General features: G+C 71.2%; 24 protein-coding genes, 1 tRNA gene and 1 rRNA gene. 15 read left to right on the top strand and 11 right to left on the bottom strand.

Annotated elements, in window-relative coordinates; translation table 11 throughout:
* Positions 1-16 precede the first annotated feature (16 nt).
* From rrf to CGQ25_RS14325, 8 genes are all read left to right on the top strand, one after another.
* Positions 17-133, top strand: a 5S ribosomal RNA gene (gene rrf / locus CGQ25_RS14360).
* 127 nt (positions 134-260) lie between these two features.
* Positions 261-1,196, top strand: coding sequence for an ABC transporter ATP-binding protein (locus CGQ25_RS14355; RefSeq protein WP_208710538.1), 936 nt, complete (start codon positions 261-263; stop codon positions 1,194-1,196).
* On the top strand, positions 1,162-1,962 hold the full coding sequence (locus CGQ25_RS14350; protein WP_208710537.1) for an ABC transporter permease subunit: 801 nt from the start codon (positions 1,162-1,164) through the stop codon (positions 1,960-1,962). The genes CGQ25_RS14355 and CGQ25_RS14350 overlap by 35 nt, the downstream gene beginning before the upstream one ends.
* A gap of 141 nt (positions 1,963-2,103) precedes the next feature.
* Entirely contained in the window at positions 2,104-3,090 is a 987-nt protein-coding gene (locus CGQ25_RS14345; protein ID WP_208710536.1) for an ABC transporter substrate-binding protein, read from the top strand.
* Positions 3,091-3,127: 37 nt separating this feature from the next.
* Positions 3,128-4,111, top strand: a complete 984-nt coding sequence (locus tag CGQ25_RS14340; RefSeq protein ID WP_369802231.1) for an ABC transporter substrate-binding protein — start codon at positions 3,128-3,130, stop codon at positions 4,109-4,111.
* The gene (locus CGQ25_RS14335) at positions 4,108-4,971 is read left to right on the top strand and encodes an ABC transporter permease (RefSeq protein WP_208710535.1); all 864 of its coding nucleotides are present in this window, start codon (positions 4,108-4,110) and stop codon (positions 4,969-4,971) included. The genes CGQ25_RS14340 and CGQ25_RS14335 overlap by 4 nt, the downstream gene beginning before the upstream one ends.
* On the top strand, positions 4,968-5,741 hold the full coding sequence (locus CGQ25_RS14330) for an ABC transporter permease (RefSeq protein ID WP_208710534.1): 774 nt from the start codon (positions 4,968-4,970) through the stop codon (positions 5,739-5,741). The genes CGQ25_RS14335 and CGQ25_RS14330 overlap by 4 nt, the downstream gene beginning before the upstream one ends.
* Positions 5,731-6,576 carry an ABC transporter ATP-binding protein gene (locus tag CGQ25_RS14325; RefSeq protein WP_208710533.1) on the top strand — a complete coding sequence of 282 codons (846 nt, stop codon included), beginning with the start codon at positions 5,731-5,733 and terminating at the stop codon, positions 6,574-6,576. The genes CGQ25_RS14330 and CGQ25_RS14325 overlap by 11 nt, the downstream gene beginning before the upstream one ends.
* Positions 6,577-6,621: 45 nt before the next feature.
* On the opposite strand, the gene CGQ25_RS14320 is transcribed toward CGQ25_RS14325, so the two are convergent.
* Positions 6,622-7,512: an aminoglycoside phosphotransferase family protein gene (locus CGQ25_RS14320; protein WP_208710532.1), complete on the bottom strand. Its 891-nt coding sequence runs from the start codon at positions 7,510-7,512 to the stop codon at positions 6,622-6,624.
* Between the two features lie 226 nt (positions 7,513-7,738).
* Here CGQ25_RS14320 and CGQ25_RS14315 point away from each other — a divergent pair, with 226 nt between their 5' ends.
* The 3 genes from CGQ25_RS14315 (at position 7,739) to CGQ25_RS14305 (ending at position 12,613) form a co-directional block, all read left to right on the top strand.
* Positions 7,739-8,023, top strand: coding sequence for an HU family DNA-binding protein (locus tag CGQ25_RS14315; RefSeq protein ID WP_208710531.1), 285 nt, complete (start codon positions 7,739-7,741; stop codon positions 8,021-8,023).
* Positions 8,024-8,133: 110 nt separating this feature from the next.
* On the top strand, positions 8,134-10,266 hold the full coding sequence (locus tag CGQ25_RS14310; protein ID WP_208710530.1) for a cytochrome c oxidase assembly protein: 2,133 nt from the start codon (positions 8,134-8,136) through the stop codon (positions 10,264-10,266).
* Positions 10,267-10,531: 265 nt separating this feature from the next.
* Positions 10,532-12,613 (top strand): NHL domain-containing thioredoxin family protein, encoded by a 2,082-nt coding sequence (locus CGQ25_RS14305; RefSeq protein ID WP_255405343.1) that lies wholly within the window; start codon positions 10,532-10,534, stop codon positions 12,611-12,613.
* Positions 12,614-12,709: 96 nt separating this feature from the next.
* On the opposite strand, the gene CGQ25_RS14300 is transcribed toward CGQ25_RS14305, so the two are convergent.
* The 4 genes from CGQ25_RS14300 to CGQ25_RS14285 form a co-directional block, all read right to left on the bottom strand.
* A complete protein-coding gene (locus CGQ25_RS14300; RefSeq protein ID WP_208710529.1) occupies positions 12,710-13,699 on the bottom strand; it encodes a hypothetical protein in 990 nt (329 codons plus the stop codon).
* Positions 13,700-13,786: 87 nt separating this feature from the next.
* Positions 13,787-15,463, bottom strand: a complete 1,677-nt coding sequence (locus CGQ25_RS14295; RefSeq protein WP_208710528.1) for a helicase HerA-like domain-containing protein — start codon at positions 15,461-15,463, stop codon at positions 13,787-13,789.
* A 5-nt stretch (positions 15,464-15,468) separates the two neighbouring features.
* The gene (locus CGQ25_RS14290) at positions 15,469-16,410 is read right to left on the bottom strand and encodes an SDR family oxidoreductase (protein ID WP_208710527.1); all 942 of its coding nucleotides are present in this window, start codon (positions 16,408-16,410) and stop codon (positions 15,469-15,471) included.
* The gene (locus tag CGQ25_RS14285) at positions 16,407-16,853 is read right to left on the bottom strand and encodes a nuclear transport factor 2 family protein (RefSeq protein ID WP_208710526.1); all 447 of its coding nucleotides are present in this window, start codon (positions 16,851-16,853) and stop codon (positions 16,407-16,409) included. The genes CGQ25_RS14290 and CGQ25_RS14285 overlap by 4 nt, the downstream gene beginning before the upstream one ends.
* Positions 16,854-16,938: 85 nt before the next feature.
* Between CGQ25_RS14285 and CGQ25_RS14280 the strand changes: the two genes are divergently transcribed.
* Positions 16,939-17,595 carry a TetR/AcrR family transcriptional regulator gene (locus CGQ25_RS14280; RefSeq protein WP_208710525.1) on the top strand — a complete coding sequence of 219 codons (657 nt, stop codon included), beginning with the start codon at positions 16,939-16,941 and terminating at the stop codon, positions 17,593-17,595.
* A gap of 27 nt (positions 17,596-17,622) precedes the next feature.
* Here the strand turns inward: CGQ25_RS14280 and CGQ25_RS14275 are convergent, their stop codons facing one another.
* From CGQ25_RS14275 to CGQ25_RS14265, 3 genes are all read right to left on the bottom strand, one after another.
* Positions 17,623-18,558 carry an AEC family transporter gene (locus CGQ25_RS14275; RefSeq protein ID WP_208710524.1) on the bottom strand — a complete coding sequence of 312 codons (936 nt, stop codon included), beginning with the start codon at positions 18,556-18,558 and terminating at the stop codon, positions 17,623-17,625.
* An 87-nt stretch (positions 18,559-18,645) separates the two neighbouring features.
* Entirely contained in the window at positions 18,646-19,071 is a 426-nt protein-coding gene (gene panD / locus CGQ25_RS14270) for an aspartate 1-decarboxylase (RefSeq protein ID WP_208710523.1), read from the bottom strand.
* A gap of 48 nt (positions 19,072-19,119) precedes the next feature.
* Positions 19,120-19,971, bottom strand: coding sequence for a LysR substrate-binding domain-containing protein (locus CGQ25_RS14265; protein WP_208710522.1), 852 nt, complete (start codon positions 19,969-19,971; stop codon positions 19,120-19,122).
* A gap of 254 nt (positions 19,972-20,225) precedes the next feature.
* Here CGQ25_RS14265 and CGQ25_RS14260 point away from each other — a divergent pair, with 254 nt between their 5' ends.
* Entirely contained in the window at positions 20,226-21,449 is a 1,224-nt protein-coding gene (locus tag CGQ25_RS14260; protein ID WP_255405797.1) for an MFS transporter, read from the top strand.
* A gap of 77 nt (positions 21,450-21,526) precedes the next feature.
* On the opposite strand, the gene CGQ25_RS14255 is transcribed toward CGQ25_RS14260, so the two are convergent.
* Positions 21,527-21,600: transfer RNA gene (locus CGQ25_RS14255), tRNA-Gly, on the bottom strand.
* A 102-nt stretch (positions 21,601-21,702) separates the two neighbouring features.
* Positions 21,703-22,704 carry a GlxA family transcriptional regulator gene (locus CGQ25_RS14250; RefSeq protein WP_208710521.1) on the bottom strand — a complete coding sequence of 334 codons (1,002 nt, stop codon included), beginning with the start codon at positions 22,702-22,704 and terminating at the stop codon, positions 21,703-21,705.
* A 71-nt stretch (positions 22,705-22,775) separates the two neighbouring features.
* On the opposite strand from CGQ25_RS14250, the gene CGQ25_RS14245 reads away from it, so the two are divergent.
* Positions 22,776-24,038, top strand: coding sequence for an APC family permease (locus CGQ25_RS14245; RefSeq protein ID WP_208710520.1), 1,263 nt, complete (start codon positions 22,776-22,778; stop codon positions 24,036-24,038).
* Between the two features lie 134 nt (positions 24,039-24,172).
* On the top strand, positions 24,173-24,619 hold the full coding sequence (locus CGQ25_RS14240) for an SRPBCC family protein (RefSeq protein ID WP_208710519.1): 447 nt from the start codon (positions 24,173-24,175) through the stop codon (positions 24,617-24,619).
* A 50-nt stretch (positions 24,620-24,669) separates the two neighbouring features.
* Here the strand turns inward: CGQ25_RS14240 and CGQ25_RS14235 are convergent, their stop codons facing one another.
* Positions 24,670-26,334 carry a CAP domain-containing protein gene (locus CGQ25_RS14235; protein WP_255405342.1) on the bottom strand — a complete coding sequence of 555 codons (1,665 nt, stop codon included), beginning with the start codon at positions 26,332-26,334 and terminating at the stop codon, positions 24,670-24,672.
* Positions 26,335-26,473: the final 139 nt, after the last annotated feature.

The raw sequence follows: 26,473 nt of genomic DNA, 5'->3' as shown, positions 1-26,473 counted from the left end.
GGACGGGACACAGGGTTACGGCGGTCACAGCGTGGGGGAAACGCCCGGTCCCATCCCGAACCCGGAAGCTAAGACCCACAGCGCCGATGGTACTGCACCCGCGAGGGTGTGGGAGAGTAGGACACCGCCGGACAACACCACCAGGTCGAGCCCCCCAGCACCCGCCGGGGGGCTCCCTGCATTTAACGCTCAGTTTCGGCCGCTGGCAGACGGTCCTTTGGCCTCTGGTTGGCCCTGCTGCGGCCGCCGATACTGGCCGCATGCGTGCAGACCAGCCCGTCGTGATTGACGCTCTGACCAAGCGGTTCGGGCGCGCCGTGGCCCTCGACCGGGTGGGCTTCTCGATAGGGCCGGGCGAGGTGTTCGGGTATCTGGGCCCCAACGGGGCGGGGAAGACCACGACCATCCGGCTGCTGCTCGGGATGATCCGCCCGACAGCGGGCACGGCGGCCATCTTCGGCCTCGACGTGTGGGACCGGGCCGTGGAGGTGCACCGCCTCGTCGGATACGTCCCGGGGGAGCCGTCGCTCTACCCCCGGCTCACCGGCCACGAGCACATCGAGTACCTGAGCCACCTGCGCGGCCGCAAGGACCATGCGCTGGCCCGCGCGCTGGCCGAGAGGCTGGGCCTGGACCTCGCCAAGCGCAGCCGCACGCTCTCGCGAGGCAACCGGCAGAAGCTCGCCATCGTGCTTGCCCTTATGTCGCAGCCGCGGCTGCTCATCCTGGACGAGCCGACCAGCGGCCTTGACCCGCTCGTGCAGAGGGAATTCCATGCCGTGCTGCGCGAGCACACCGCCGGCGGCGGCAGCATCCTCCTGTCCTCCCACATCCTCGGGGAGGTCCAGCGCGTCGCCGACCGGATCGGCGTCGTGCGGGAAGGGCGGCTCGTCGCGGTGGAGAGGCTCGCGGACCTGAGCCAGAAGTCGCTGCATCACGTGAGGGCATCGTTCAGCGCAGAGGTCAGGCCGGACGACTTCGCGGGCGTTCCCGACGTACGGGACCTCGCCGTCGATACCCACTCCATGACCTGCAGCGCTCCCCAGTCAGCCCTCGATGCCCTCCTGAAGAGGGTCAGCGCCCACCCCGTGATCGACTTCGAGTGCGCGGAGGCCGAGCTCGACGAGATGTTCCTGACCTACTACGGAGAAGGGGCGGACCATGCTGACCAGCGTGTTCCTCAAGACGCTTCGTGACCAGCTGCGGGCACTCGCCGGCTGGGCAGCTGCAATCGCCGTCCTCGTGGCGATGTACGCGGCCATATGGCCCAGCATCCGCGACCAGCCATCGATGAATGCCTTCCTCGAGCAGATGCCTGAGGCGTTCCGCAGCCTGTTCGCGATGTCGGGCGCAGACATGTCGACCCCGACCGGCTACATCAAGATCGAGCTCCTCTCCTTCATGGGGCCGATCGTGGTCCTCCTGTACGCGATCGGCACGGGCGTCGCCGCCGTCGCGGGCGAGGAGGACCACCACACCCTCGAACTCCTGCTCTCCACACCCCTCAGCCGGGCCCGGATCGTGCTGGAGAAGGCCGCGGCCATGAGCGTGGGCACCATCTTCCTCGCGGCGATCATGGGAGCATCTCTCCTGGTCGAAGGCTCGTGGACCGGGATGGACCTTCCTGCCGACAAGGTCTTCGCGGCAATGGGCCACCTCGCTCTCCTCGGGCTCGTGTTCGGCGGGCTCGGCCTGGCCCTCTCCGCGGCCACGGGACGAGCCGGCCTGAGCAAGGGGCTCCCCGCCGCGCTGGCCGTGCTCGCGTACGTCGTGAACGGGCTCGGCGGCGTCGTCGACTGGCTGAAGCCGGTCCAGAAGTACTCGCCCCTCTACCAGTACTCGGGGCATGATCCGCTCGTGAACGGTGTGGACTGGCCGAGTGCCTGGATCGCCCTCGGGACGGCCGTGGTGCTCGTGGTGCTCGCGGTGGTCGCGTTCCGGCGCCGCGACGTGGCGGTCTAGGGCCACACGGCCTGGAAGAGCATAGGAAGCCGGAATGATCAATAGTTGATGTTCTCAATGATTGAAGATAGTGTGCACTTGACGTGGGGTGGATCACATAGGGCCAACGGTGACCCGGCACCCCCGACAGGGAGCTGAGACATGTTGAAGACTGTTGCCAAGGCGCTCGCCGGAGCCGCCGTCGTCGCCGTCGCCCTCACAGGGTGCGGTTCAGGATCGCCGTCGGGGAGCGGCGGAGCCAGCCAGCAGGGCGGCTCGGGTTCGCTCACGAAGGTCACCGTCGGCCTGCTGAGCATCGCGCCTTCGGCCGCAGTCCAGTACGGCGTCGAGAAGGGCTACTTCTCCCAAGAGGGCCTCGACGTCCAGTTCCAGACCGGTCAGGGCGGCGCTGCCATGCTGCCGGCCGTCTCGTCGGGCAGCATGGACTTCGCCGTGGGCAACCCGCTCTCCGTGCTCGTCGCCGCCGACAAGGGGCTCGACATGAAGATCGTCACGGGCTTCTCGAACTCGATCGCCAGCGGCAACGACATCGAGGCGGTCATCGTCAAGAAGGACTCGCCGATCCAGTCCTGGAAGGACCTGGCGGGCAAGACGGTCTCCGTCAACGCCGTCAACACGCAGGGCGACCTGACCATCATGGAGTCTGCCGCCAAGGAGGGCGCAGACCCCAAGGCCATCAAGTTCAGCGAGGTCGCGTTCCCCGACGCCCAGGCGCAGCTCGACCGGGGCAACATCGACGCGGCGTGGGTCCCCGAGCCGTTCATGAGCAAGATGCTCAGCGACCCGAACTACCGGCTCCTCGGCTACCCCTACCAGGAGGTCATCCCGGGGCTGCCCACGATGGTCTCATTCACCTCCGGCAACTTCGCCAAGTCCAACGCGGACACCGTGCAGAAGTTCAAGAAGGCCATGCAGACCACGCTTGACGCCGTGCAGAAGGACCAGCAGGGCTTCAAGGCCTCGGCCGGCACCTTCCTCAAGATGGACGCAGCTGCCGCGCAGAAGCTGAACATGGAGGAGATGTCCGCGGAACTGCGCGAGAAGCAGCTCACCGATCTCGGCAGCCTCATGCAGAAGTACAAGTTCGTCTCCAAGCAGCCCTCAGTCGACTCCCTCCTCGTCAAGTAGCCCCGCCCGCACCCGGGGACCTGAAAGGAACGCACCCATGATGAAGCGCATCGCGACGGCAGCAGCCGCAGCGCTCACCATCCTCTCCCTCGCCGCCTGCGGCTCGGGCTCGCCCAGCGGCGGGTCGCAGACCGCCGCCGGAGGCGGAGGCGGCCAGGCGCAGAAGATCACGGTCGGAGTGATCCCGATCGTGGACACCGCGCCGATCTGGCTCGGCAAGTCCAAGGGCTTCTTCACCGAGGAGGGCCTCGACCTCGACATCCAGACCGCCACCGGCGGTTCGGCGATCGTGCCCGGGGTGCAGTCCGGCAGCTACGACTTCGCGTTCTCCAACCTCATCTCCGTCATGGTCGCTCGCGACAAGGGCCTCGACATGCGGTTCGTGGCCGACGGCGCGTCCTCCACGGGCGACCCCGCCAAGGAGTTCGGCGCGGTGCTCGTCAAGGCTGACTCGCCGATCAAGACCGCGAAGGACCTCGCCGGCAAGAAGGTCTCCGTCAACAACCTGGCCAACATCGGCGACACGACCATCAAGTCGGTCGTGGAGAAGGCGGGCGGGGACCCGTCCACTGTCCAGTTTGTCGAGGTCGCCTTCCCCGACGCCCAGGCAGCGCTCGAGAAGGGCGTGGTCGACGCCGCGTGGATCCTGGACCCGTTCCGCACCGCAGGCGTCGAGGCAGGCGACCGGGTGATCAGCAACAACTTCGTCGAGTTCGACCCGAAGCTCGACATCGCCGGGTACTTCACGAGCGGGGACACTGTGAAGAACAAGCCCGAGCTCGTCGGCAAGTTCACGCGTGCGATGAACAAGTCCCTCGAGTACGCGCAGGAGCACCCCCAGGAGGTCCGGGACATCGTGGGCACGTACACCAAGATCGACGCCGCGACGCGCGCGAAGATGAACCTGCCCCTGTACCGCAGCGCGTTCGACCGGGCGGCCGTGCAGAAGCTGGGCGACGCCGCGCAGAAGTACGGCACCCTCAGCAAGCCCGTGAACCTCGACGACCTCCTGCCGCGATGAGCACCGAGGCAACTCAGGCCAGCGGGCGCCCCGCGGCGTCCGTGCCGGCCACGCGGCGCTCGAAGCCGCGGGCCGGCGGAGGGCGGCGCGGGTGGAAGACGCCGGTGCTCGGCGTCGTGGGCATCCTCGCCTTCCTCGCCCTATGGGAGCTGGCGCCGGCGAGCGGGATCATCCAGGCGAAGTACCTCCCCCCGGCCTCGGAGGTGCTGGCCGCGCTCGCGAACGACTTCGGCCTCGCGCTGTTCTGGAAGGCCGTGGCGGACACGATGTCGGCCTGGGCCGTCGGCCTCGCGATCGCCGTGGTGCTCGCCACCGTGCTGGGCCTCGTGATCGGGATGTTCCCGTTCCTGCGGCGGGCCACGAACTCGACCATCGAGTTCCTGCGCCCGATCCCGTCGGTCGCGCTCATCCCGCTCGCGGTGCTGCTGTTCGGCATCAAGATCGAGTCCACGCTCATGCTCGTCGTGTACGCGAGCTTCTGGCAGGTGCTCATCCAGGTCCTGTACGGGGTCGCGGACGTCGACACAGTGGCGATGAACACCGCGAGGAGCTACGGCTTCTCGTGGTGGCAGCGCGTGCGCGACGTCGTGTTCCCCACCGTCCTCCCGTACCTCATGACGGGCGTGCGGCTGGCCGCCTCGGTCGCGCTGATCCTGGCGATCACGGCCGAGCTCGTCATCGGTTCCCCCGGCCTCGGCCGCGAGATCGCCCTCGCACAGTCCGGCGGCGCCATCTCCGGTATGTATGCCCTCATCCTCGCCACCGGCCTGCTCGGCGTCCTCGTCAACCTCGCCGCACGGTGGGTCGAGAGGCGCGTCCTGGCCTGGCATCCGTCGATCCGCGGGGAGGTCGCGGCATGAAGATCCTCAAGGCTTTCCTCTACGGGATCGGGCTCCCGGTCCTGCTCATCGCGCTGTGGTGGGCGGCAACCTCGGGCGCTCCGAACTTCTTCGTGCCCACCCCGGGCGCGCTCGCCGAGAAGTTCCCGGCCACCTGGTTCGGGGACCGGCTCCTCACGGACATGCTCCCCAGCATCCTGAGGCTCCTGGCGGGACTCGCCGTGGCGATCGTCCTGGGCATCGTGCTCGGCCTGCTCGTGGGCCTGAGCCCCGTGCTGCGGGCGCTCACCGAACCGGTCTTCGAGTTCTTCCGCGCCATCCCGCCGCCCGTGCTCGTTCCGGTGCTCATGCTCATCGTCGGCATCAACGACTCGATGAAGGTCGCCGTGATCGTGTCGGGCTGCGTGTGGCCCGTGCTGCTGAACACCATCGAGGGCGTCCGCGCCATTGACCCGGTGCAGAACGAGACCACCCGCTCCTATGGGATCACGGGCTTCAGCAGGGTCCGGTACCAGATCCTGCCCTCGGCCGCGCCGCAGATCTTCGCCGGTGTGCGCCAGAGCCTCTCGATCGGCCTGATCCTCATGGTGATCTCGGAGATGTTCGCATCCTCGTCCGGCCTCGGGTTCACCATCGTGCAGTTCCAGCGCTCGTTCGCGATCCCCGAGATGTGGTCCGGGATCGTCGTCCTGGGCCTCATCGGCGTGGCCATGTCGCTCATCTTCCAGTGGATCCAGCGGATCGTCCTCCGCTGGTACAACGGCCTTAAAGAGGTAGAGAATGCAGCCTGACCAGACCCAGACCGTCCCCCGCGGGCGCACCCTCCCCGAGGGCGAGGCCCTCCTCTCCGTGCGCGGCGTGAAGAAGGTCTACCGCACGGACGCCGGCCCCGTCGAGGCAGTCCGGGACCTCACGTTCGACCTCGGCCACAACGAGCTCGCGTGCATCGTCGGGCCGTCGGGCTCGGGCAAGACCACCCTGCTCAAATGCATCGCCGGCCTGCTCTCCACGACCGAGGGAGAGGTGGTCCTGGACGGGAAGAAGGTCACGGGGCCGCCCAAGAAGATGGCTGTCGTGTTCCAGGAGTACGGCCGGTCCCTGTTCCCGTGGCTGCGCGTCAAGGACAACGTGGAGCTCCCGCTCAAGAACGCGGGCGTCCCGAAGGCCGAGCGGGAGAAGCTCGTCAGCCAGGCCCTCGAGGCCGTGGGCCTCGCGCACGTCCCGCGGTCGTACCCCTGGCAGCTCTCGGGCGGCATGCAGCAGCGCGTGGCCATCGCGCGTGCGGTCGCGTACCAGCCCGAGGTGCTCCTCATGGACGAGCCCTTCGCAGCAGTCGACGCCCAGACCCGTGCCGACCTCGAGGACCTCATCCGGCGGATCTGGAAGGACCTCGGCGTCACCGTCCTGTTCGTCACGCACGACATCGACGAGTCGGTGTACCTGGGCCAGCGCGTGATCATCCTCTCGTCCTCGCCGACGGTGGTGCAGGAGGACCTCGTGATCGACCTGCCCGCCGAGCGAGACCAGCTCGAGACCCGTGCCCTGCCGCGCTTCACCGAGCTCCGGCACCACGTCTACGAGCAGATCCAGCTGGCGAAGCAGGGGCACCGTCCCGACGCGAGGTGACGCCCGTGGGGCGAGGGCCGGTGCGCTGGACCCGGGACAGCAGGCTCAGGCGAGCCAGTCCACCACACGGGCCAGCATGCGCCGGCCCTCCTCCTCGAACGCGGGGTCGCCGACGTCGTGGGCCCACACGATCGTCCCCAGAGACTGCAGGATGTTGTCGAGGCGCCATGAGCCCGCCTCCCGGGCCGGGTCGCGGCCGTAGCCGGCGTAGAACGCCGCCCGCAGCCGTGCGGCGTCGGGCGTCCCCCGCCGGTCCGGCTCGAACCACTGGTGTTCGAGCCGGACGAGGTCGGTGACCCACGGCCGGTACCCGGCGCGGCCCCAGTCGATGACGGACACGCTCCCGCCGGCGGACGGATCGCCGTCGACGAGCCAGTTGCGCGGTGTGTAGTCGCCGTGGGTCGCATACAGGAGCCGCGGCTCCGGCCTGTGCGCCTGTGCCGCGCGCTCGACGGCGCGCAGGTGGGCTGCGGGGGCCAGGCCCCTGGCGCGGCCGAGGAAGTCGCCGACCTTGTTCAGCGCCGCGGGGTCATAGCTGGCCGTCTTCTCACCGGGCACGTGGACGAGCGAGAGGAGCTGGCCGGCCTGGCGGAACGCCTCCTCGGACCGCTCGTGGGCGCTCCCTTCGAGGAGGCGGCCGGGCAGCCACGTCGTGACGAGGACGCCCGCGCGGGTGTCGGCGTGGAGGAGCCGGGACGCCCGCGGCGGGTCGAGCGAGGCGAGCGGCACCGTCATCCGGCGATGGGCCCGCACCTCACGCTGGATGTGGTGGCCCGTCTCGGACGCCTTCACGACGGCGGTCCCGCGCGCCGTCCGCACCCGCAGGACGTGGATGCCCTGGACCCCCCACGAGAGGTCCTCGAGCACCTCCCAGGCCCCGAACCACGCCTCGAGTAGGGCGATCTGCCCGGCGTTCAGCGGCGTGGAATCGGTCACCCTCCCACGGTACTTTCCCCCGCCGACCTGGTCCGGATATGGGACTTCGGCACTCGGTTAAGGGGCGCTGGGCTGCCTTCAGAAGGGAAAAAGCCCGGAAAACCGCGGAAACACGCGGGTTTCTGCTGGCGTCGCGCCTCCCAACTGGTAAGTTGCGGTAACAGCAGGCCCCGGGCGAAAGCCGCGCGGGGACTGGCATGAACAATCCACACGTCCAGGAGGACACATGGCTAAGAACCGCAGCGAGCTGGTTGCAGAGGTTGCCGGCAAGACCAGCCTGAGCCAGACCGCCGTCAATGGTGTGCTCGACGCACTGTTCGAGGTCTTCGAGACCTCCGTCGCGAACGGTGAGAAGGTCAGCATCCCGGGCTGGCTCGCCGTCGAGCGCACCGAGCGTGCCGCCCGCACCGGCCGCAACCCCCAGACCGGCGCCGCCATCGAGATCCCGGCCGGCTACAGCGTCAAGCTCACCGCGGGCTCGAAGCTCAAGGCCGCAGCGTCCGGCAAGTAAGGCTTTTCCCTTCTCAGGGGGCGGCGGGAGGCACCGCTGCCCCCTGAGGGCGTTAAGGCCCCCACCCGGTGGTGGAGATCCGTCCCGGGCCGGTGGGGGAGAATGGACAGGTGCCTCGTTCTGCTCTTCCCGTCCGTCCGCCCGCCCACGACACCGCCACGGGCGGACCCGTGCGCGGCTGGGCGATCGGAGCAGGCGTCGCGGTGCTGGCGGCGCTCGCTGCAGGGCTCCTGTTCTCCGGGGCGGCCGGCCCGCGGCAGGTGCTCGACCCGGGTGCCCTCGTCCGGTGGGGCCTCCCTGTCGCGAAGGCGGTGCTCAACGTCTCCCTCGCGCTGGTGATCGGAGGGATCACCTTCGCCGTGGGCGTCCTGCCCCGGTACCCCTCGCGACGGCGTACCGACCACGGGCACGACGACGCCGATGAGCACCCCGCCTTCACGCGGTCCCTGCGCATTGCCACCGCGGGCGCCATCGCGTGGACGATCAGCGCGATCGCCGTCCTCGTCCTGACCCACTCGGACCTCGTGGGGCAGCCCCTCTCCGGCAGCGCGGACTACACCAAGCAGCTGGTCTTCTTCATGACCGACCTGGACGTCGGGCGCGCCTGGCTCAGCATGGTGATCATCGCGGCAGTCGTGGCGACCCTCCTGTTCGCGGTCCGATCGCTCACGGGCCTTGCCCTCACCGGGCTCCTCGCTCTCGGGGGCCTCGTCCCGCTCGCGCTGATCGGGCACTCCGCCAGCGCCGGCGACCACGAGGGTGCCATCAACTCCCTCGGCCTGCACCTCGTCGGAGCCTCGCTCTGGCTCGGCGGCGTCGGCGTCCTGGCCCTGCTCGGACGGACCCTCGCCGGCGGTGCGGACCGCCCGGGTTCCGCGGCCGACGGGAGTGGGGGACGCGCCGTCGTGCGTGCTGCCGACGCGACCGAGGCCGCGCTGCGGCGGTTCTCCGCGCTCGCGCTGTTCGCATTCCTGCTCGTCGTGGCGTCCGGCGTCATCAACGCCCTGATCCGGCTCCCGAACCTCGGCGACCTCGTCGGGTCCGCGTACGGGCAGCTGATCCTCGTCAAGACGGCCCTCGCCCTCGTGCTCGGCGGGATCGGCTTCATGCACCGCCAGTGGGTCATCCCGCAGCTGGGCCGCGGGGCGTCGGCGCGCCGGGTGCTGTGGCAGCTCATCGGCGTCGAGCTCGTCGTGATGGGCGCGGTGTCCGGGGTCGCGGTCGCACTGTCGCGCTCCGCGCCGCCCGAACCGACGACCTACGCCCCGGACGCCTCGCCGGCCTTCATCCTCACCGGCTACGAGCTCCCGCCCGAGCTCACCCCTGCACGCTGGCTGACCGAGTGGCGCGCCGACTGGCTCTGGGTCGCCGTGGCACTGTTCGGCGCCGTCACGTACGCGCTCGGGATCGTCAAGGTGGTGCGGCGCGGCGACTCGTGGCCTTGGGCGAGGGCGCTGACGTGGTTCGTGGGACTTGCCGCGCTCACCTACATCACGAGCGGGCCGCCGGCCGTGTACGGGCGCGTCCTGTTCTCCGCGCACATGGTGGACCACATGATGCTCACGATGGTCGCACCGATCTTCCTCGTGCTCGGGTCCCCGATCACGCTCGCCCTCAAGGCGCTCACGCCCCGCGGCGACGGCAGCCGGGGGCTGCGCGAGTGGATCCTCGTGTTCGTGCACTCCAAGTGGTCGCAGCTCGTGACGCACCCGCTCTTCGCCGCCGCGAACTTCGCCGGGTCGATCATCCTGTTCTACTACTCGGACATCTTCGGGTACGCCATGCGCGACCACGTGGGCCACGAGCTCATGAACCTGCACTTCACGCTCACGGGGTACATCTTCGTGCTGACGATGATCGGCTCTGATCCGCTCCCGCGCCGTGCCCCGTACCCGCTGCGGCTTCTGCTCCTGTTTGCGACCATGGCGTTCCACGCCTTCTTCGGCGTGGCCATCATGGGCTCCGACATCCTGCTCGAGCCCGGGTACTTCGGCAATCTGGGGCGGACGTGGGGGCCCTCCGCGATCGCCGACCAGCAGGCCGGCGGCGCCGTGGCCTGGGGCATCGGCGAGATCCCGACTCTCTTCGTGGCCATCGGGGTGGCGGTCATGTGGTCCACCTCGGACGCCCGGGAGACGCGACGCCGGGACCGCGCCGCGGACCGCGACCACGAGGCCGAGCTCGAGGCGTACAACGCGATGTTCTCTCGCCTCAACGAGCGCGACCGCTCCCGGGGGCAGTAGGCGCCCTCCCCGCCGAGGTCACCCCGTGTGGTGCCGAGGTCACCCCGTGTGGTGCCGAGGTCACCGGTGCGGTGCCGGATCGGCGTCGGTGGGGGTGACTTCGCGCGCACACGGGGTGACCTCGGCGTCGGTGGGGTGACATCGCGCGCACACGGGGTGACCTCGGCGTGTGGGTGCGGCGACGCGCGGCGTAACGTGGGGAAGAAAGCCCGGGATAATGGGGTTGCCCCTTAAAGCCCCGCTCGACCATGCATGAGGAGTGCCCGTGACCGCAGAATCCACTGAGGACCAGCGCAGCGCCGGAGCCCTGCGCGCTGACTCCGTGCGCACCGCCCGTCGCGTCCGCGCGAGCGAGCTCGGCGGCCGGGCCTGGCTCAACACGGGCGGCAAGGAGCTGGACCTCGCGGCGCTGCGGGGCAAGATCGTCCTCCTCGACTTCTGGACCTTCTGCTGCATCAACTGCCTCCACGTCCTCGACGAGCTGCGCCCGCTCGAGGAGAAGTACAGCGACGTCCTGGTCACCGTCGGCGTGCACTCGCCCAAGTTCGAGCACGAAGCGGACCCGGCGGCGCTCGCGGCCGCGGTGGAGCGCTACGAGATCCACCACCCGGTCCTCGACGACCCTGAGCTGCTCACCTGGCAGGCATACACGGCGCGCGCGTGGCCGACCCTCGTCGTCGTCGACCCCGAAGGCTACATCGTCGCGCACCTGTCCGGGGAGGGCCACGGCGGCGGCCTCGGCGTGCTGGTAGAGGAGCTCGTGGCCGAGCACGCGGCCAAGGGCACGCTCCACCGCGGCGACGGCCCGTACGTCGCGCCCGAGCCCACCGCGGGCACCCTCCGCTTCCCCGGGCAGGCAGTGCCGCTGCCCAACGGCAACTACCTCGTCGCCGACACCGGCCACCACCGCCTCGTCGAGCTGCGCCCGGACCTCACCACGGTCGAGCGGGTCATCGGCTCCGGCACGAAGGGGCACCTCGACGGCCAGGCCGAGGTCGCCCAGTTCAACGAGCCGCAGGGCATCGCCGTCCTGCCGGCATCGGTCGCGTGGCAGACCGGCTACGAGGCCATCGTCGCGGACACGGTCAACCACCGTCTCCGCGGCGTCACCCTCAGCTCCGGCTACGTGCAGACCCTCGCTGGGAACGGCGTCCAGCGGCTCCTCGACGCGGGCCCTGCCCGGGTGGACGGCGACGGCGCGGGCACGTGGGCCAAGGCCGGGAAGGACGACGCCGGCGCTGCCGCCACCGCCGCGGCCGGCTCGCCGTCGGACGGTTCCGGGGCACCCCACGACGTGTACGCCGGCGACGCCGAGGACATCGGCTACCTCGGGCACGGCACCGGTGTCTCGCTCTCCTCGCCCTGGGACGTCGTGTGGAGCGAGAAGCTCGGCAAGGCGGTCGTGGCGATGGCCGGCACGCACCAGATCTTCACGTTCGACCCCCTCACCAACGAGGTCACGATTCTCGCCGGCTCGGGCCTCGAAGGACTCCTCGACGGGTCCGGGCCGCAGTCCTGGTTCGCGCAGCCGTCCGGGCTCGCCGTCGACCCTTCCGGGGACCTCTGGGTCGCCGACTCCGAGACGTCCGCCCTGCGTCGCCTGCGCCTCGGCGATTCCGGGCGGAACGGGGACGTCGTCGTCGAGACGGCCGTGGGCAAGGGGCTCTTCGACTTCGGCTTCCGCGACGGCGACTCGGACACCGCCCGCCTCCAGCACCCGCTCGGCGTGACGGTCCTTCCCGACGGCTCGGTCGCCATCGCGGACACGTACAACGGCGCCGTGCGCCGGTACGAGCCCGCGACCGGCGCCGTCTCCACGCTCGCGAGGGGACTCGCGGAGCCCGCGGACGTGGTCGTCGTCGTGCCCGAGGAGGGCGAGCCGCTGCTGCTGGTGACCGAGACGAACCGGCACGAGCTGGTCCTCGTGCCGCTTCCGAAGGAAGCGCAGCAGGTCGACGAGGGCGAACGCCAGACGCAGCGTCCCCGCACCGCCGTCGCCGCCGGCCCACTCGACCTGAAGGTGCGTTTCGCCGCTCCGACCGGGCAGAAGCTCGACGACCGGTGGGGCGACCCGACCCAGCTGAAGGTGTCCTCGACCCCGCCCGAGCTGCTGCTCGGCGGCACGGGGACGTCGCAGGGCCTCGCGCGCACGCTTGAGCTCAACCCCGGGATCGCCGAGGGCGTCCTGCACATCACCGCCCGTGCCGCTGCCTGCGACGGCGCGCCCGGCGAGGAGATCCCTGACCACGCCGCCTGCCACCTGTACCAGCAGGACTGGGGCATCCCGGTGGTGCTCCGGGACGGGGCGGACTCGGCGCTCACGCTGGACCTCCGCGGCATGGACTGACGCGGGAGGTGACCTCCGGGAGGTGACTCTCAGGAGGTGACCTCTAGGAGGTGACTCTCAGGAGGTGACCCCCGGAGGGGCGGCTGCGTGATTGGCCTACTTGAACTGGGGCGTGACCGTGATGGCCGTGTCGGTGACGTCGAGGCGGGCCGAGAACTCGTAGCCGAGCTCCTCGTCGAGGGGCTGGCGCGCGCCCGTGAAGAGGTTGATCTGGGTGGCCTTGAGCCGCGCCGTGCCGGTCAGAGGGGCCACGACCCAGTGGCCCTCGAACGGCTCGACGGACACCTTCGGGTACGTCTCGACGCTCCACTGGATGGTTCCGTCCTGGATGCGGCTGTTCGTGGCCAGGGCGAAGGGGCAGTCCGGCTGGAGCCGCTGCTGCTGCGTGGCCGTCCGGGCGCACTCGTCCAGGTAGCCGCGCACCTTGGTCTCGATTGACTCGACGAGCTGCGGCGTCGCCTTGGTCGCGAGGCTCATGGCCGGCGTCCCGCTCGTGCCGCTCACGACGACGGCGCTCGGCTCGGCGGCGAACTGCTCGCCCTGGAGCGAGCCCACGTACGAGCCGGGGTAGAAGACGGGAAACGCGTTGGCTCCGCCGGGCATGTTCACGGCCACGCCGTTCACGGTGGCCCGCGCGGAGTTCACCACGGTCGCCTGGAGCGTGGGGAGCGTGCCGCGGACCATCTGCCAGCGGGGGAAGAACAGCCAGTCGGTGCCCGTCCGCTCGAGGCGGAAAGTGCTGTCGTGCCGGCCGCCGTCCACGGTGTAGTGGACGGTCACGGAGGCGTGGTCGTCGTCGGACTCGGTGGTCTCGAACGCGAGGTCCTGCACCCGGCTCATCGAGTCGCGCAGCGGCGTCCCGTCGAGGAGGGCCGGGCTGCCGGGCGGGACCTGGGCGCGGAGGACGCCCAGGGCGCGGGCGCCGTCGCCGGCCTGGAGGGCGGCGATGTAGCTGCGCACGGGCTGCTCGGGCCCGGAGACCGTGGACTTCACCGTCCGCACGGCGACGACCGAGCCCACAATCGCCACCACGAGGGCCAGCAGCCATGCGGCGGCGACCCTGAGGAGGGCGGGACTCTTCTGCACTCGCCCCAGCCTACCAACGCGGGCGGGGCCGACGAACGCGGGGGCGGGGCCGCGCCCAGGGCGGCCCCACACCCAGGGCGGGGACGGCTAGCTGCGCCGCCGGCGGGAGGACGTGCCGAACATCCCGCGCATGAGCTCGCGGCCCAGCTGGGTCCCGAAGGAGCGGGCCATCGACTTCAGCCCGCCGCCCAGCGCACCGCCCAGGCTGCCCACGACGTCGCCGAGGACGCCGCCGTCGTCGTGCCTCTCGCCGTCGTGCCCCTCGCCGTACCGTCGGTCCGTGTCCCGCGGGGCGGGGGGCTCGAGGTTCGGCGAGGGGAGCGGTGGCGGGGGCGGCAGGGGCGCGCCGGTCTGCGCGGCCGGCTCAGCCGCCTGCTTCTGCTCCGCGGCCTGCTGGAGCTTCTCGTAGGCGGTCACGTTGTCGACGGCGGTCCCGTACCGCGCGAGGAGCGGCGAGGCCTGGACGGTGCTCGCCACGAGCGCGGGGTCCGAGGGGCCCATCTTCGACTCGGGGGCGCGCAGGCGCGTGAGGGCCACCGGGGTCGGGGCGCCCTTCTCGTTCATCACGGTGATGACGGCCTCGCCGATCCCCGCGGAGGTGAGGACCTCCCCGAGGTCGTAGTCGCTCACCGGGAACGTGGAGACGGTGGCCTTGAGCGCCTTCGCGTCCTCGGGCGTGAAGGCGCGCAGGGCGTGCTGGACCCGGTTCGCGAGCTGCCCGAGCACGTCGGCCGGGACGTCCTTGGGGGTCTGGGTCACGAAGAAGATGCCCACGCCCTTGGAGCGGATGAGCCGGACCGTCTGGGTGATCGCCTCGAGGAACGCCTTGGACGCGTTGTTGAACAGCAGGTGCGCCTCGTCGAGGAAGAAGACGAGCTTGGGCTTGTCTGCGTCGCCCACCTCGGGCAGGTCCTCGAAGAGGTCCGCGAGCAGCCACATCAGGAAGGTCGAGAACAGGAGCGGCTTGCTGGCCACCCCCGGGAGCTCGAGGCAGGTGATGACCCCGCGCCCGTCGGGGGCGGTCCGGAGGAGCTCCGAGGTGTCGAACTCGGGCTCGCCGAAGAACTTCTCCATCCCGGCGGCCTCGAGCCCGACGAGCTCTCGGAGGATCACCCCGGCCGTGGCCTTGGAGAGCCCGCCGAGGTTCTCGAGCTCGTCCTTGCCCTCGGCCGAGGTGAGGAACTGGATGACGGCCCTCAGGTCCTTGAGGTCCGTCAGCTCGAGCTGGTTCTTGTCGGCGAAGTGGAAGATGAGCTGCAGACTGGATTCCTGCGTCTCGTTCAGTTCCATGACGCGCGAGAGCAGGATCGGCCCGAACGAGGTGATGCTCGCCCGCACGGGCACCCCGGTGCCTTCGCCGCCGAGCGCGAGGAACTCGACGGGGAACGTCGAGGACTTCCAGTCCTGCCCGAGTCCCTTGGCACGGGCCAGGAGCTTCTCGCTGCCCTCCCCGCCGGTCGCGAGGCCGGTGAGGTCGCCCTTCATGTCCGCCAGGAACACCGGGACGCCGGCCGTGGAGAGCTGCTCGGCGATCATGTGCAGGGTGACGGTCTTGCCGGTGCCGGTCGCGCCGGCCACGAGCCCGTGCCGGTTCATCATGGCCAGAGGAAGGCCCACCTGCGCTTCCGGGCGGACCTCGCCGTCCACGATCGCAGCGCCGAGGGCCACCGTCGCGCCCTCGAAGACGTAGCCCTTCTGGATGGTGGACAGCTTCTCGTCGGTCGTCTTCGCCGTGCTGGTCTTCGCCGCGCTCGATTCAGCCATGCGGCTCAGCTTAGCGGCGAGTGACCCGCGTCATGCTGCTCGGCGGGCATCATGTCCGCGAGAGCCTCCTCCAGACTGGTGAGCGGAAGGTCCGGGAACTCGGCGCGGCCGGGGGCGGGATCGAAGGACTCGTCGCCCGAGTCCTCCCACACGCCCGCCCCAGCCACCCGGGCCAGGAACGGCGAGAACGGCTTCGCGGCCACGGCCATGACGCGGAGCACCGGCGTCGGCACGCGCTGCACCGACCCCCGGGCCGCCTTCGCGATCATCGCCCCTGCAACTTCGTTGGCGGTGTGCGTCGCGGAGCCCCACTCGATCACGCGGTTCCTCAGGGCGGGGTCGGTCAGGGCGCGCATGACGACGGCCGCGGCGTCGTGCGCGGACGTGAAGGTCACCGGGGCCTCACCCGAGCCGAAGACGGGCACCTTGCCCTTGGACGCCAGACCCTCGCGCATGATGTCGAGGCGCTGTTCGAGGATGGCTCCGAGGCGCACGATGGTCCACGCCATGCCCGAGGTGCGGGTGGCCTCCTCGGCTGCCGCCTTGCAGCGCAGGTACTCGATGGGGGCATCCGCGGCAGCGCCGTGCATCGACATCATCACGAGGTGGCCGACGCCGGCCTGTGCCGCCGCGCGCACAAGCCGGATCGCGCCGTCGCGGTCGACGCTGCGCTCGTCGGCGCCCTTGGGGATGCCGAAGCCCGAGGCGGCAAAGACGACTTGGCTGCATCCGTCGACCGCACGGCGGCAGTCGGATTCGGAGGCGAGGTCCCCGCGGACGTACTCGGCGCCGTCGTCCGCCCGGCGTCCTGCCGGAGTGCCGGGGGAGGGGGCTGGGAACGGCTGGGAGGCGCCGCGCGCCATGACGCGCACGCGCTCGCCCCTGCGGAGCAGCTGGGCGACGAGTTCGCGGCCGAGGCGGCCGGTGCCGCCGACGACGAGGATCATGGCCGGCCTCCCGTCCCCACGCCGGTGGCGTCGCGGACGGCGGCGTCGACGTCGCCCGATGCGTGCTCGACAGGTTCGAGGTAGAAGCGGACGGCCGAGATGAGGTCGTTCTCGAGGGTGAAGACCGAGACGCCGACGAGATCGACGGGCACACCGTCCCGTCGGGTGCCGCGCTGCCCCCACTCGACCCACACCATGCCGTCGGACGCCGTTGTCGCGCGGACGACGAAGGGCTGGACGTCTGGGATGGCCGCGAGGATGGAGGACCAATTCTTCCGGACCTGGTCGCGACCGGTGAAGCCGCGGTCTGGGTGGATCGGGGTCTCGTTGAGGTAGTCCTCGGCGAAGCAGGAGACCATGCCGTCGAGGTCGTGGCGGCTGATGGCCTCGAAGACCCGGCGGACGGGCCCGGCGGGGAGGAGGTCGATTCCTGAGGCGTCCATGAGGTGCTCCTGTGGTGCTGGGGAAGTGGAGGCTGGTACGCTCAATTTCAATACAGTCAACTGTATTGATTGGAGTATAGGTCCGATGCCACAGGCGGTCAACGGCTCTGGCCGCCCCCGCGGCTACGATGCGTCCCGGCGACGGCAGCGCGCGGAGGCGTCGCGGCGCGAGGTGCTCGCGCAGGCGCGTGAGCTGCTGCTGTCCCAGGGGTTCGGCGCGACGACGGTGGCGCAGATCGCGCGGGCAGCGGGCGTCTCGGCGGAGTTCGTGTACAAGAACTTCGGCGGGAAGCCGGGCCTGGTCCGGGCAATCTGGGATCAGAGCCTCCTCGGTTCCGGCGATGTGCCCGCCGAACAGCGCTCCGACACGGCCCAGGCGGAGGCGACGGATCCGCACGCACTGATGGAGCAGTTCGGGCGGTTCGTCGCCGAGATCAGTCCCATCGGGTCCCCGGTCCAGCTTCTCATCCGCGACGCAGCCGCGAGCGGGGACGACGAGATGGCGGCGCTGCTGGGTGACGTCGACGACGCCCGGTACCGGCGCATGCTGCACAACGCCCGGCAGGTCCTCGCGCGTGGGTTCCTCAGGCCCGGACTCTCGGAGACGGATGTCGCAGATGTGTTCTTCGCGTCCACGACTGCGGAACTCTACGAATCCCTTGTCCTCAAGCGGGGGTGGCCGCCGGAGCGCTTCGGGCAGTTCATCGCACGAACCCTCGAGGCCAACCTGCTTGGGACATGACTCCTCAACGCAGGGACATGACCCTCGTCAGGAGAGGAGCGCCGCCATGCCGGCCATCGCCGGGACGGCGACGACGGTCGTGATCAGCACCGTGTCCTTCGCGACCACGATCCCGTGGCGGTAGCGCTGGGCGGCGATATAGACGTTCTGCGCGGTGGGCAGGGCGGCCGTGACGACCGCGGCGAAGAGCTCGTGCCCGCCGAGCCCCAGCGCGAACCGGGCGAACACGAAGGCGATGAGCGGGTGCACCACGACCTTCAGCGTCGAGGCGAGGGCCGTGTCGAGGCGCCGCCCGTCGTCCGCGCGCAGCGGCCGCGAGCCGTGCAGGGAGATGCCGAACGCCATGAGCATCGCCGGGATCGCCGCGCCGCCGATGAGGTGGATCGGCTGCATGATGAGCTCCGGCGGCGTCCACCGCGTTCCGGCGAGCACGAGGCCGATCAGCGAGCCGATGATGTTCGGGTTCGTCACGATGGGGAGCACGAACTGCGCCGCGCGGGCCAGCCCCGGCTTCGCGGTCGCCGTCGTGCCGTCGAGGAGGAGCAGGTACGACGGCGTGAAGAGGGCCAGCTGGAAGATCAGCAGCGGCGCGACGAAGCTCGCGTCCCCGAGCACGAACACCGAGATGGGGATGCCCAGGTTCCCCGAGTTCGCGACGGAGGCGCTCATGGAGGCAATGAGGGCCTCGGGGGTGCCGCGCCCGCGAAGCCAGCGGAACACCACGAACGAGACGAGGCCGATTGCGGTGGAGCTGACAGCGATCACGAGCAGGTGGGTGGAGAAGACGGCCCGCAGGTCGGAGCGCGCGAGGGTCTCCAGCAGGAGCGCCGGGCTGGCCACGAAGAAGGAGAGCCGGCTGAGCACTGCCTGCGCGCCGTCGCCCAGGATTCCTTGGCGGGCGCAGAACCATCCCACGCCGATGATGGCCCAGACGACGGCGAAGCCCTCGAGGACGCCTAGCATCGGCGGCCCCGTGCGCGCGTGGACGGGAAGCGGTTTCTCGGGGGCATGACCCCAGCCTAGCGCCTGCCCGCGGTGCCCGGCCGGGGACTAGTTCAGGTGCGCCTGGATGGCGAAGGGCGGACGGAGCATGCCGGCCCCGTTCCCCTCGGCCGGGTCGGTGCCGAGCTGGACGATCTTGTTCTCGGCGTCGACGTGGACCACTGTCGGGACGAACTCGCGCGCCTCGGCGTCGGACATCGAGGCGTACGTGATGAGGATGACCAGGTCCCCCTCGTGGATGAGGTGGGCCGCGGCGCCGTTGATGCCGATGACGCCGGAGCCGCGCTCGCCCGCGATCGTGTAGGTCTCGAGGCGGGCGCCGTTGGTGATGTCGACGATCGAGACGAGTTCGCCGGGCAGGATGTCGGCGGCCTCGAGCAGGTCAAGGTCGATCGTCACCGAGCCGACGTAGTGGAGGTCAGCGTGCGTGACCGTGGCGCGGTGGATCTTGGACTTGAACATTGTGCGGTTCATCGCGCCCAATTCTACTCCGGCCGCCGCGCCGGCTCTGTGGCGTGCGCCTCACGTGCGCCCCAGCGTGCGTCCGAGGATCGCCTCCGTGAGGGCATCCACCGCCGCCGAGTTCGCCAGGGGGTTGCGGATGAGCGTGAAGTCGACGTCCCCCACCGGGGGCAGGTCGAAGCGGTGGGTGATGATCTTCAGGTCCGTCGGCACGAGCGTCGTGGGCATGACGGCCACGCCCAGGCCTGCGCGGATCGCCGCGAGGACGCCCGCGATCTGCTTGGTGCTGCAGGTGACCTTCCACCGCCGCCCGCTCGCCTCGAGCGCCTGGATCGCCAGCGTGCGGGACAGGCTCGGCGCGGGATAGGCGACGAGCGGCACCGGGTCGCCCGGGTCCAACGCGGTCTCCTCCACCCCGACCCAGGAGAAGGTGTCCTGCCGCACCACCGTGCCCTCCTGGGCCCCGGCCACCCACTTGATGAACACGAGGTCCAGCTGGCCAGCCTTGAGCCGGCGGTGGAGGTCGTCGCTCTGGCTCACCGTCAGCTCGAGGTTCAGCTGGGGGTAAGCGCGCCGGAACTCGCGCAGGATCCGGGGCAGGCCGGTGATCGCCAGGTCGTCCGCCGTGCCGAAGCGCAGGCGCCCGCGCATGGCCTCGCCGCGGAAGTAGCGCACGGCGTCGTCGTGCGCGGCCAGGATCGTCCGGGCGAAGCCGGCCATCGCGTCGCCGTTGTCCGTCAGCCGCACCCCGTGGGTGTCCCGGACGAGGAGGAGGCGCCCGGCGGCCTTCTCGAGCTTGGCGACATGCTGGCTCACGGTGGGCTGGGCCAGGCGCAGCCGCTCGGCCGCGAGCGTGAAGCTCAGATTCTCCGCGACGGCAAGGAAGCTGCGCAGTTGGGTCGGGTCGAACATGGTGGGAATGCTCCCCGAAAGCATTGCGGACCGCAATAGCAGTTAGAGGAGGAATAATCTTCCGCAATTGAATGGGCCCTGCCTAGCGTGGAGGCAGTCGACTTTCCAGGCCTTACGCTCCCGAACGACACCAGGACTCCTCCGTGACCTCGCCCAGCTCAGCCCTGCCCTCAACTACGTCGGACAACCACTGCACCGCCTCCACGCCCCACCGCCGCCCCGCCGCGGTCCCGCCGACCGGACCGATCGCCGTCGTGCCCGAGCGGCTCCCATGGCGGCACACCTTCATCTCGCTCTCCGTGCGGAACTTCCGCCTCTTCGCCGCCGCGCACTTCGTCGCGGTGGTCGCGCTGTGGATGCAGCGCATCGCCCAGGACTGGATCGTGCTCGAGCTCTCCGGGTCGGTGACGGCCGTCGGCGTCACCGTTGCGCTCCAGTTCCTGCCCGTGCTCCTGCTCGGGCCCTGGGGCGGCCTCATGGCGGACCGCTTCTCCAAGCGCCGCCTCCTCCAGGGCTGCGCCGTGGCCTCCGCGCTGTGCGCCGCTGCCCTCGCGGCCCTGGCGCTCACCGGCGCGCTCGCCGTCTGGCACGTGTACGGCATCGCGCTCCTGCTCGGGATGGTCACCGTGCTGGACCAGCCGGCGCGGCAGGTCTTCGTCAACGAGCTCGTCGGGCCCGCCTACCTGCGCAACGCGATCAGCGTGAACTCCACGACCTTCCAGCTCGGCGCCCTCATCGGACCCGCGGTGGCCGGCTGGCTCCTCACCGCCGTCGGCGGCGGGTGGGCGTTTGCGATGAACGCCGTCGCGTGCCTCGTCACGGCGTGCGCGCTCGGTGCCCTCCGGCGCGACGAGCTCACCGTCGCCCCGCCCACGCCCAAGTCGCCCGGCATGCTGCGGGAGGCGTTCGCCTACGCGTGGCGCAAGCCGACGATCCGCTGGCCCTGGGCCCTGGCGGGCGTCGTGGCCGTGTTCGCGATGAGCCTGCCGGTGCTCCTCGCCGCCTACGCCGAGCACGTCTTCGGCGTGGGCGCGGCAGGGTACGGGCTCCTCAACACCATGGTCGCCGTCGGGGCGCTCAGCGGGGCGATCGCCTCGGCGCGGAGGGTTCGGCTGAGCCTGCGCACGGTGGTCCTCGGCGCGGGCCTGCACGGGTCGATGCTGGCGCTCGCCGCGCTGGCGCCCTCGCTCCCGGTCTTCTGCGCGCTCGTCGCCGTCACCGGCTTCTGCGCCCTCCTGTTCCTCACGAGCGCGAACCAGCTCGTCCAGACCAGCTCCAACGTGGGGATCCGTGGCCGGGTCATGAGCCTGTACACGATGGTGCTCATCGGTGGACAGGCGCTCGGGGGCCCGCTCCTGGGCTGGCTCGCCGAGCACGTCGGCCCCCATGCCGCGATGCTCGTCTCCGGAGGTGTGCCAGCCGTCGCCGCGGGGGTGCTCGGGCTGGTCCTGTGGAGCGCAGCCAGGCGCCGGGTCTAGCGCGGCGGCCTGCTGGCCCGGCGAGCCGGGCGGGCGCGCGGGGCGAGAAAACCCCCGGTCCGGGGACCGGGGGTTCGTGGAGCGGCCGACGGGAATCGAACCCGCGTATCTGGCTTGGGAAGCGAGCGCTCTGCCATTGAGCTACGGCCGCGTTGCCCTGAGGCTTCCCCCAGCTTACAACACCGCCGGGGGTGGTCTGCGCAACCGGCGCGACGACCGCGGTCCGCGTGAACCGCGCGGGGAAGCGGCGCGCTCAGATGGCCGTGCGCCGTCGTGCGCTGCGGTAGGCCGACGGCGACATGCCCACCGCCTGCGCGAAGTGGGACCGCAGGTTCGCCGCCGAGCCGATGCCGGTGCGCTCGGCGATCCGCTCCACGGGGAGCTCCGTGGACTCGAGGAGGCGGCGGGCGGCGTCGAGCCGGCGCTCGAGCAGCCACTGCGTCGGCGAGGTCCCGGCCACGGCCTCGAAGCGCCGGTACAGGGTGCGGCGGCTCATGCGGGCCCGGCGGGCCATCGCGTCGGGGCCGATGGGGGCGCGGAGGTTCTTCAGCGCCCAGTCCATCGCGTGCCGCAGCGGATCGGGCGGGAGCGGCTGCCCGACCGATTCCAGGTACTCCGACTGGGCCGCCCCGCGCCGCTCCGCCACCACCATCCGCCGCGCGACGCTCGCTGCGACCGCCTCGCCGAAGTCCTCGCGCACGAGCTCGAGGCACAGCTCCACCCCGGCAGCGGTGCCGGCGCTCGTGTAGACCCCGGGGCCGGAAGTGAACAGGACGTCCCTGCGCAACCGGACCGCCGGGAAAGAGGCCTCGAAGTCCTCCCAGTTCATCCAGTGTGTCGTGGCGTCGCGGCCGTCCAGCAGCCCTGCCTGTGCGAGCAGGTATGCACCGGAGCACAGCGACGCGATCCGCGTGCCCCTCGCCGCGGCGGCCCGCAGCTCCGCCAGGAGCGGCTCGTGCGCGGCATGGTCCAGCTGCAGGCTCCGCTCGCACGCGGGGACGATGATCGTGTCCATCTCGCGCAGCGCTGCGAGCGGCGCGGCGGACGACGGCGTGAGGCCGCCCGCCGCCGTGATCTCGCCTGCCTCGCCCCGCACCATCGTGAGCTCGTACCACGGATCGTGCAGGTCGGGACGGGAGATCCCGAAGACCTCGCACGGAATCGCGAGCTCGAAGACGGGGAGGTTGTCCGTGAGGACCAGTCCCACGCGGTGGGGGACCGGGAGGGCGGCCGGAGCGTCATTCGTCGCATCCATGGCACAAATCTAGCGCTCATCGGCACGGAACGCACTCGTCGGTTCGGGGGCAGGTTCCTAGTGTTGGGGGCATGAGTTCAGACGTGGAAGTCCGGGCAGGCGCAGGCGCCGCGGGAACCCTCGGGCGAGTCCGAGGGCTCGCCTACTACCTCGGGGCCGTCCTCGGCACGGGCGTCATCGCGCTCCCGGCCCTGGCATACCGCGCTGCGGGGCCGGCGAGCCTGGCTGCGTGGGCAGCCCTCGTCGCGGCGTCGGTCCCCATTGCCTGGACCTTCGCCTCACTGGGACGTCTGCTGCCCGACGCCGGCGGCGTCTCGACCTACGTCCGCCGGGCGTTCGGCGAGTACTGGGCGACCGCATCCGGATGGTGGTTCTACCTCACGATCCCGCTGGGCATCCCGGCTTCGGCGCTCTTCGCGGGACAGTACGCCGCGCATGCGCTCGGCGCTGCCCACTGGGTGGCTGTGGCAGTCGCGGCCGGGATTGCCGGCGTCGTCTTCGGAGGGGTGTGGGCGGGCGTCAGGAGCTCATCGACGCTGCAGCTCATCGTTGCTGGCACGATCCTCGCGGTCCTCCTCGTCGCTGTCGGGTCGGGCGTGCCGCACGCGGACGTGTCCCGGCTGGCGTCGGCGGCGTCGGTCGGCTGGGGCGGCGTGGGCCAGTCGCTCGCACTGATCGTGTGGGCGTTCGCGGGCTGGGAGGCGATGAGCTACCTCGGGGCGCAGTTCCGCGACCCGCGGCGGGACCTCGGGGTGGTGACCGCGTCGGCGCTCGTGCTCGTGGGCGGCCTCTACCTTGCCCTCGCGGTGGTCTCCGTCCTCGCGCTCGGCGACGGGGCCGGCGGCGACGCGCCCCTTGCGTCGCTCCTCGCGTTCGCGCTCGGCCCTGTCGCCCCCGCACTCACGGCCGCGCTCGCCGTCGTGCTCACGCTCGGCGTGCTCACGAGCTACGCGACTGGCGCGGCCGAGCTGGGGCGGTCCCTGGGGGAGGCGGGGTCGCTGCCGGGGTGGTTCGGCCGGGGGCGCCACTCGCTCGCGGCCGTGACCGCACTGAGCGCGCTCGGGCTGGGGGTGCTGGCTCTGGGGCCGGACACGACCGAGGTACTCGTCCGGCTCGTCACGGCGGCAATCGTCGCGGTCTACGCGGCCGGTCTCGCGGCCGCGGCGCGCATCCTCCCGGCGCGAGGGGAGCGCGTCATGGCGGGGCTCGGGTTCGTCGCCGTCGCCGGGCTCGCCGCCTCGTGCGGGTGGTACCTCGCCTGGCCGGCGGCCCTCGCGGCGGCCGCCGCGTTCCGGCACGCCCGACGGCGGCGGACCGCTGGCCGCCCGGGGTGATGTCGGGGTCGGTAGGGGTGACCTCGGGGTCGGTGGGGGTGACGTCGGCGTCAGTAGGGGTGACGTCGAGGACAGTGGGGGTGACCTCGGCGGTCGGCCTTGCCGGGGGTCTCTGGGGCGCCTAGGGTTCACGCATGGTCGCCGCCGAGCACACAGTCACGATCCGCCGGTCCCCAGCAGACGTCTACGCCTTCCTTGCGGACGGGCTCAACAACGCCCGCTGGCGCCGCAGCGTCCGCTCGGTCTCCCACACCTCCGGGGACCCGGGGACGGTGGGTGCGGTGTACGCGCAGCGCCTCGCGGGGCCCGGCGGCCGCGAGATCGACGGCGACTACGAGATCACCGAGGCCCGCCCGGGGGAGGTGCTGCGGTTCCGGGTCGTTGCCGGCCCAGCCCGCCCGCAGGGGGTCTTCCTCCTGGTCCCCGCGGACGACGGCGCCACGACCGTGAGCTTCGGCCTCACCTTCGAGCCCACCGGAGTCATGAAGCTCATGGGCGGCCTCATCCACAAGACCATGCAGTCCGAGGTCAACGAGCTCGACAGCCTCAAGGCCGTCCTCGAGGGAGCGCCGGCCGGCTGAAGCAGGCCGGCACGCGCCGGCTGTGAGCAGCGGGCGTGCCCCGACGCCCGCTACTGGGCGAGCCGGATCCCGGCCCAGCCGCCGCCGATCACGCGCGAGGCCCCGAAGGCGCCGCCGGCCACCGGCCAGTAGACGAGCGCGCCATCCGGGCGGACCGAGGCGACGCCGACCGTGTTGAGCCCGTCGAGCCCGCGCAGCACCCGGATCGGGCCCATCGAGGACCACCCAGTCCCGATCGTGGCCCGTGCCTCGTCGACGAGGCCCTGCTGCCCGAGCGAGCGGTGCAGGAGAAGCGCGCCGTCCGAACGCCGCACCACGAGGTCCTCGAACCCGTCGCCGCTGAAGTCCACGACATTCCCCTGCCCGGCGGGCATCGAGGTGGCGAGGCGGCCGCGGTCCACGAGGTCGCCGAGCCCGCGGTTCGGGTACAGCCACAGGTTCCCGGCGCCGTCGGCCGCGAGGATTTGCGGGAGCCGGTTGTCCGCGCACCACTCGCCGAGGCTGATCGTCATGGTCTCCCAGCCGGACGAACCGAGCGTCACCGGCGCCGCGAAGCCGCCGCCGGCCAGGCCGCGCAGGAGCGTGAGCCTGCCGTCCTTCCACTGCACGAGCAGGTCCAGGAGCCCGTCGCGGTCCCAGTCCGTGACGTTGACCGTGATCGCGTTCGCATAGCCGGTGCCGAGGTCCGTGGGCGCCCCGTAGCCGCCGCTGCGCGCGGGGTAGGCGCGCAGGGTGCCGTCCGAGGTGACTGCGACGAGGTCCTCGGTGCTCGTCAGCGCGGCCTTCGACATGTCCTGGGCGGTCGGCATGAAGCGCGCCGGCGGCGTGCAGAGGGCCTTGTCCGCCTGGGCCACCGCGACGCCCCCTGCCGAGAGCGTCGGACTGGGGCTCGGCGAGGGCGCGGGCGCCGGGGTACTCGAGCCGTTCGGCGCGTTCAGCGTTCCCGAGGGGAACGAGGTGTACCCGAAGAAGTCCACCACGCCCCACATCGCGTACCGGTTGGGGGTGGCGGGATAGGTCCCGTTCGTGAACGTGATGCCGATGCCGATCACGTTCAGGCGCGGGTCGGTCAGGATCGCGTTGTGCGAGGGGGACGTCTTCCACCACTCGACGAGCTGCGCCGCATCCCGGTCCCACCGCACGGCGATGACCTCGCCCGCGCCGTTGTTCGGGTTCATCGCCCGCGGGTCCGTCCAGAACGACGCCCGGTGCTCGATGACCTCCCGGCTCGCGATGCTGTCCGACCACTCCTGCGCGAGGTCCTGCACCGAGAGGTGGTACTTGACCGGATTCAGGCCCTTCTGCGCGCGGTAGGCGTTGATCGCGTCGAAGACCGCCCGGACCTGGGCGGAGTTGTCGTCCCGGACCAGGTTGCTCGTGTCACCCATGGGCGCAGACAACGGGGAGACGGCAGTGACCCCTGCGTCCATGGCAGCCGGGCCTCGCGCGGCGTCGACCGACTTCACGGGCGGGGGCGTCGGCGCCGTCTGGGGAGCGGCCTGCGGGGCCTGCTCGGCGGCGGCCAGCTGCACCGCTCTCGACCCGCCGCCCGCGTCCGCTGCCCCGGGCGGCGAGGCGGCGGCGTCGTGCGCGGCGGCAGGCTGGGCGGCGACCGCCGGCGCTGTGGCGACGGACGACGGCGGGGACGCGGCCGGCGCTGCGGCGGCGAGGGCCGCGGCGGCCAGCACGGTGACGGCTGTCAGGAATCGTGGCATTCGCAAGCGTCCTTTCCCCGGACCGACCGGGAGGCCGATCACCTGCGTCACGATTGAAACACTAGTCCCGCGTGTCGCAGGCGGCAATCCTCGCGCTCCTGTCACAGCTGTGCTAGGCGAGTGGGGAGACCCCCGGCCT

Source organism: Sinomonas sp. R1AF57 (assembly GCF_002224485.1).
Classification (GTDB): domain Bacteria; phylum Actinomycetota; class Actinomycetes; order Actinomycetales; family Micrococcaceae; genus Sinomonas; species Sinomonas flava.
Note: the sequence above shows the minus strand (reverse complement) of the source record. Positions and strands in the feature narration are given on the sequence as shown.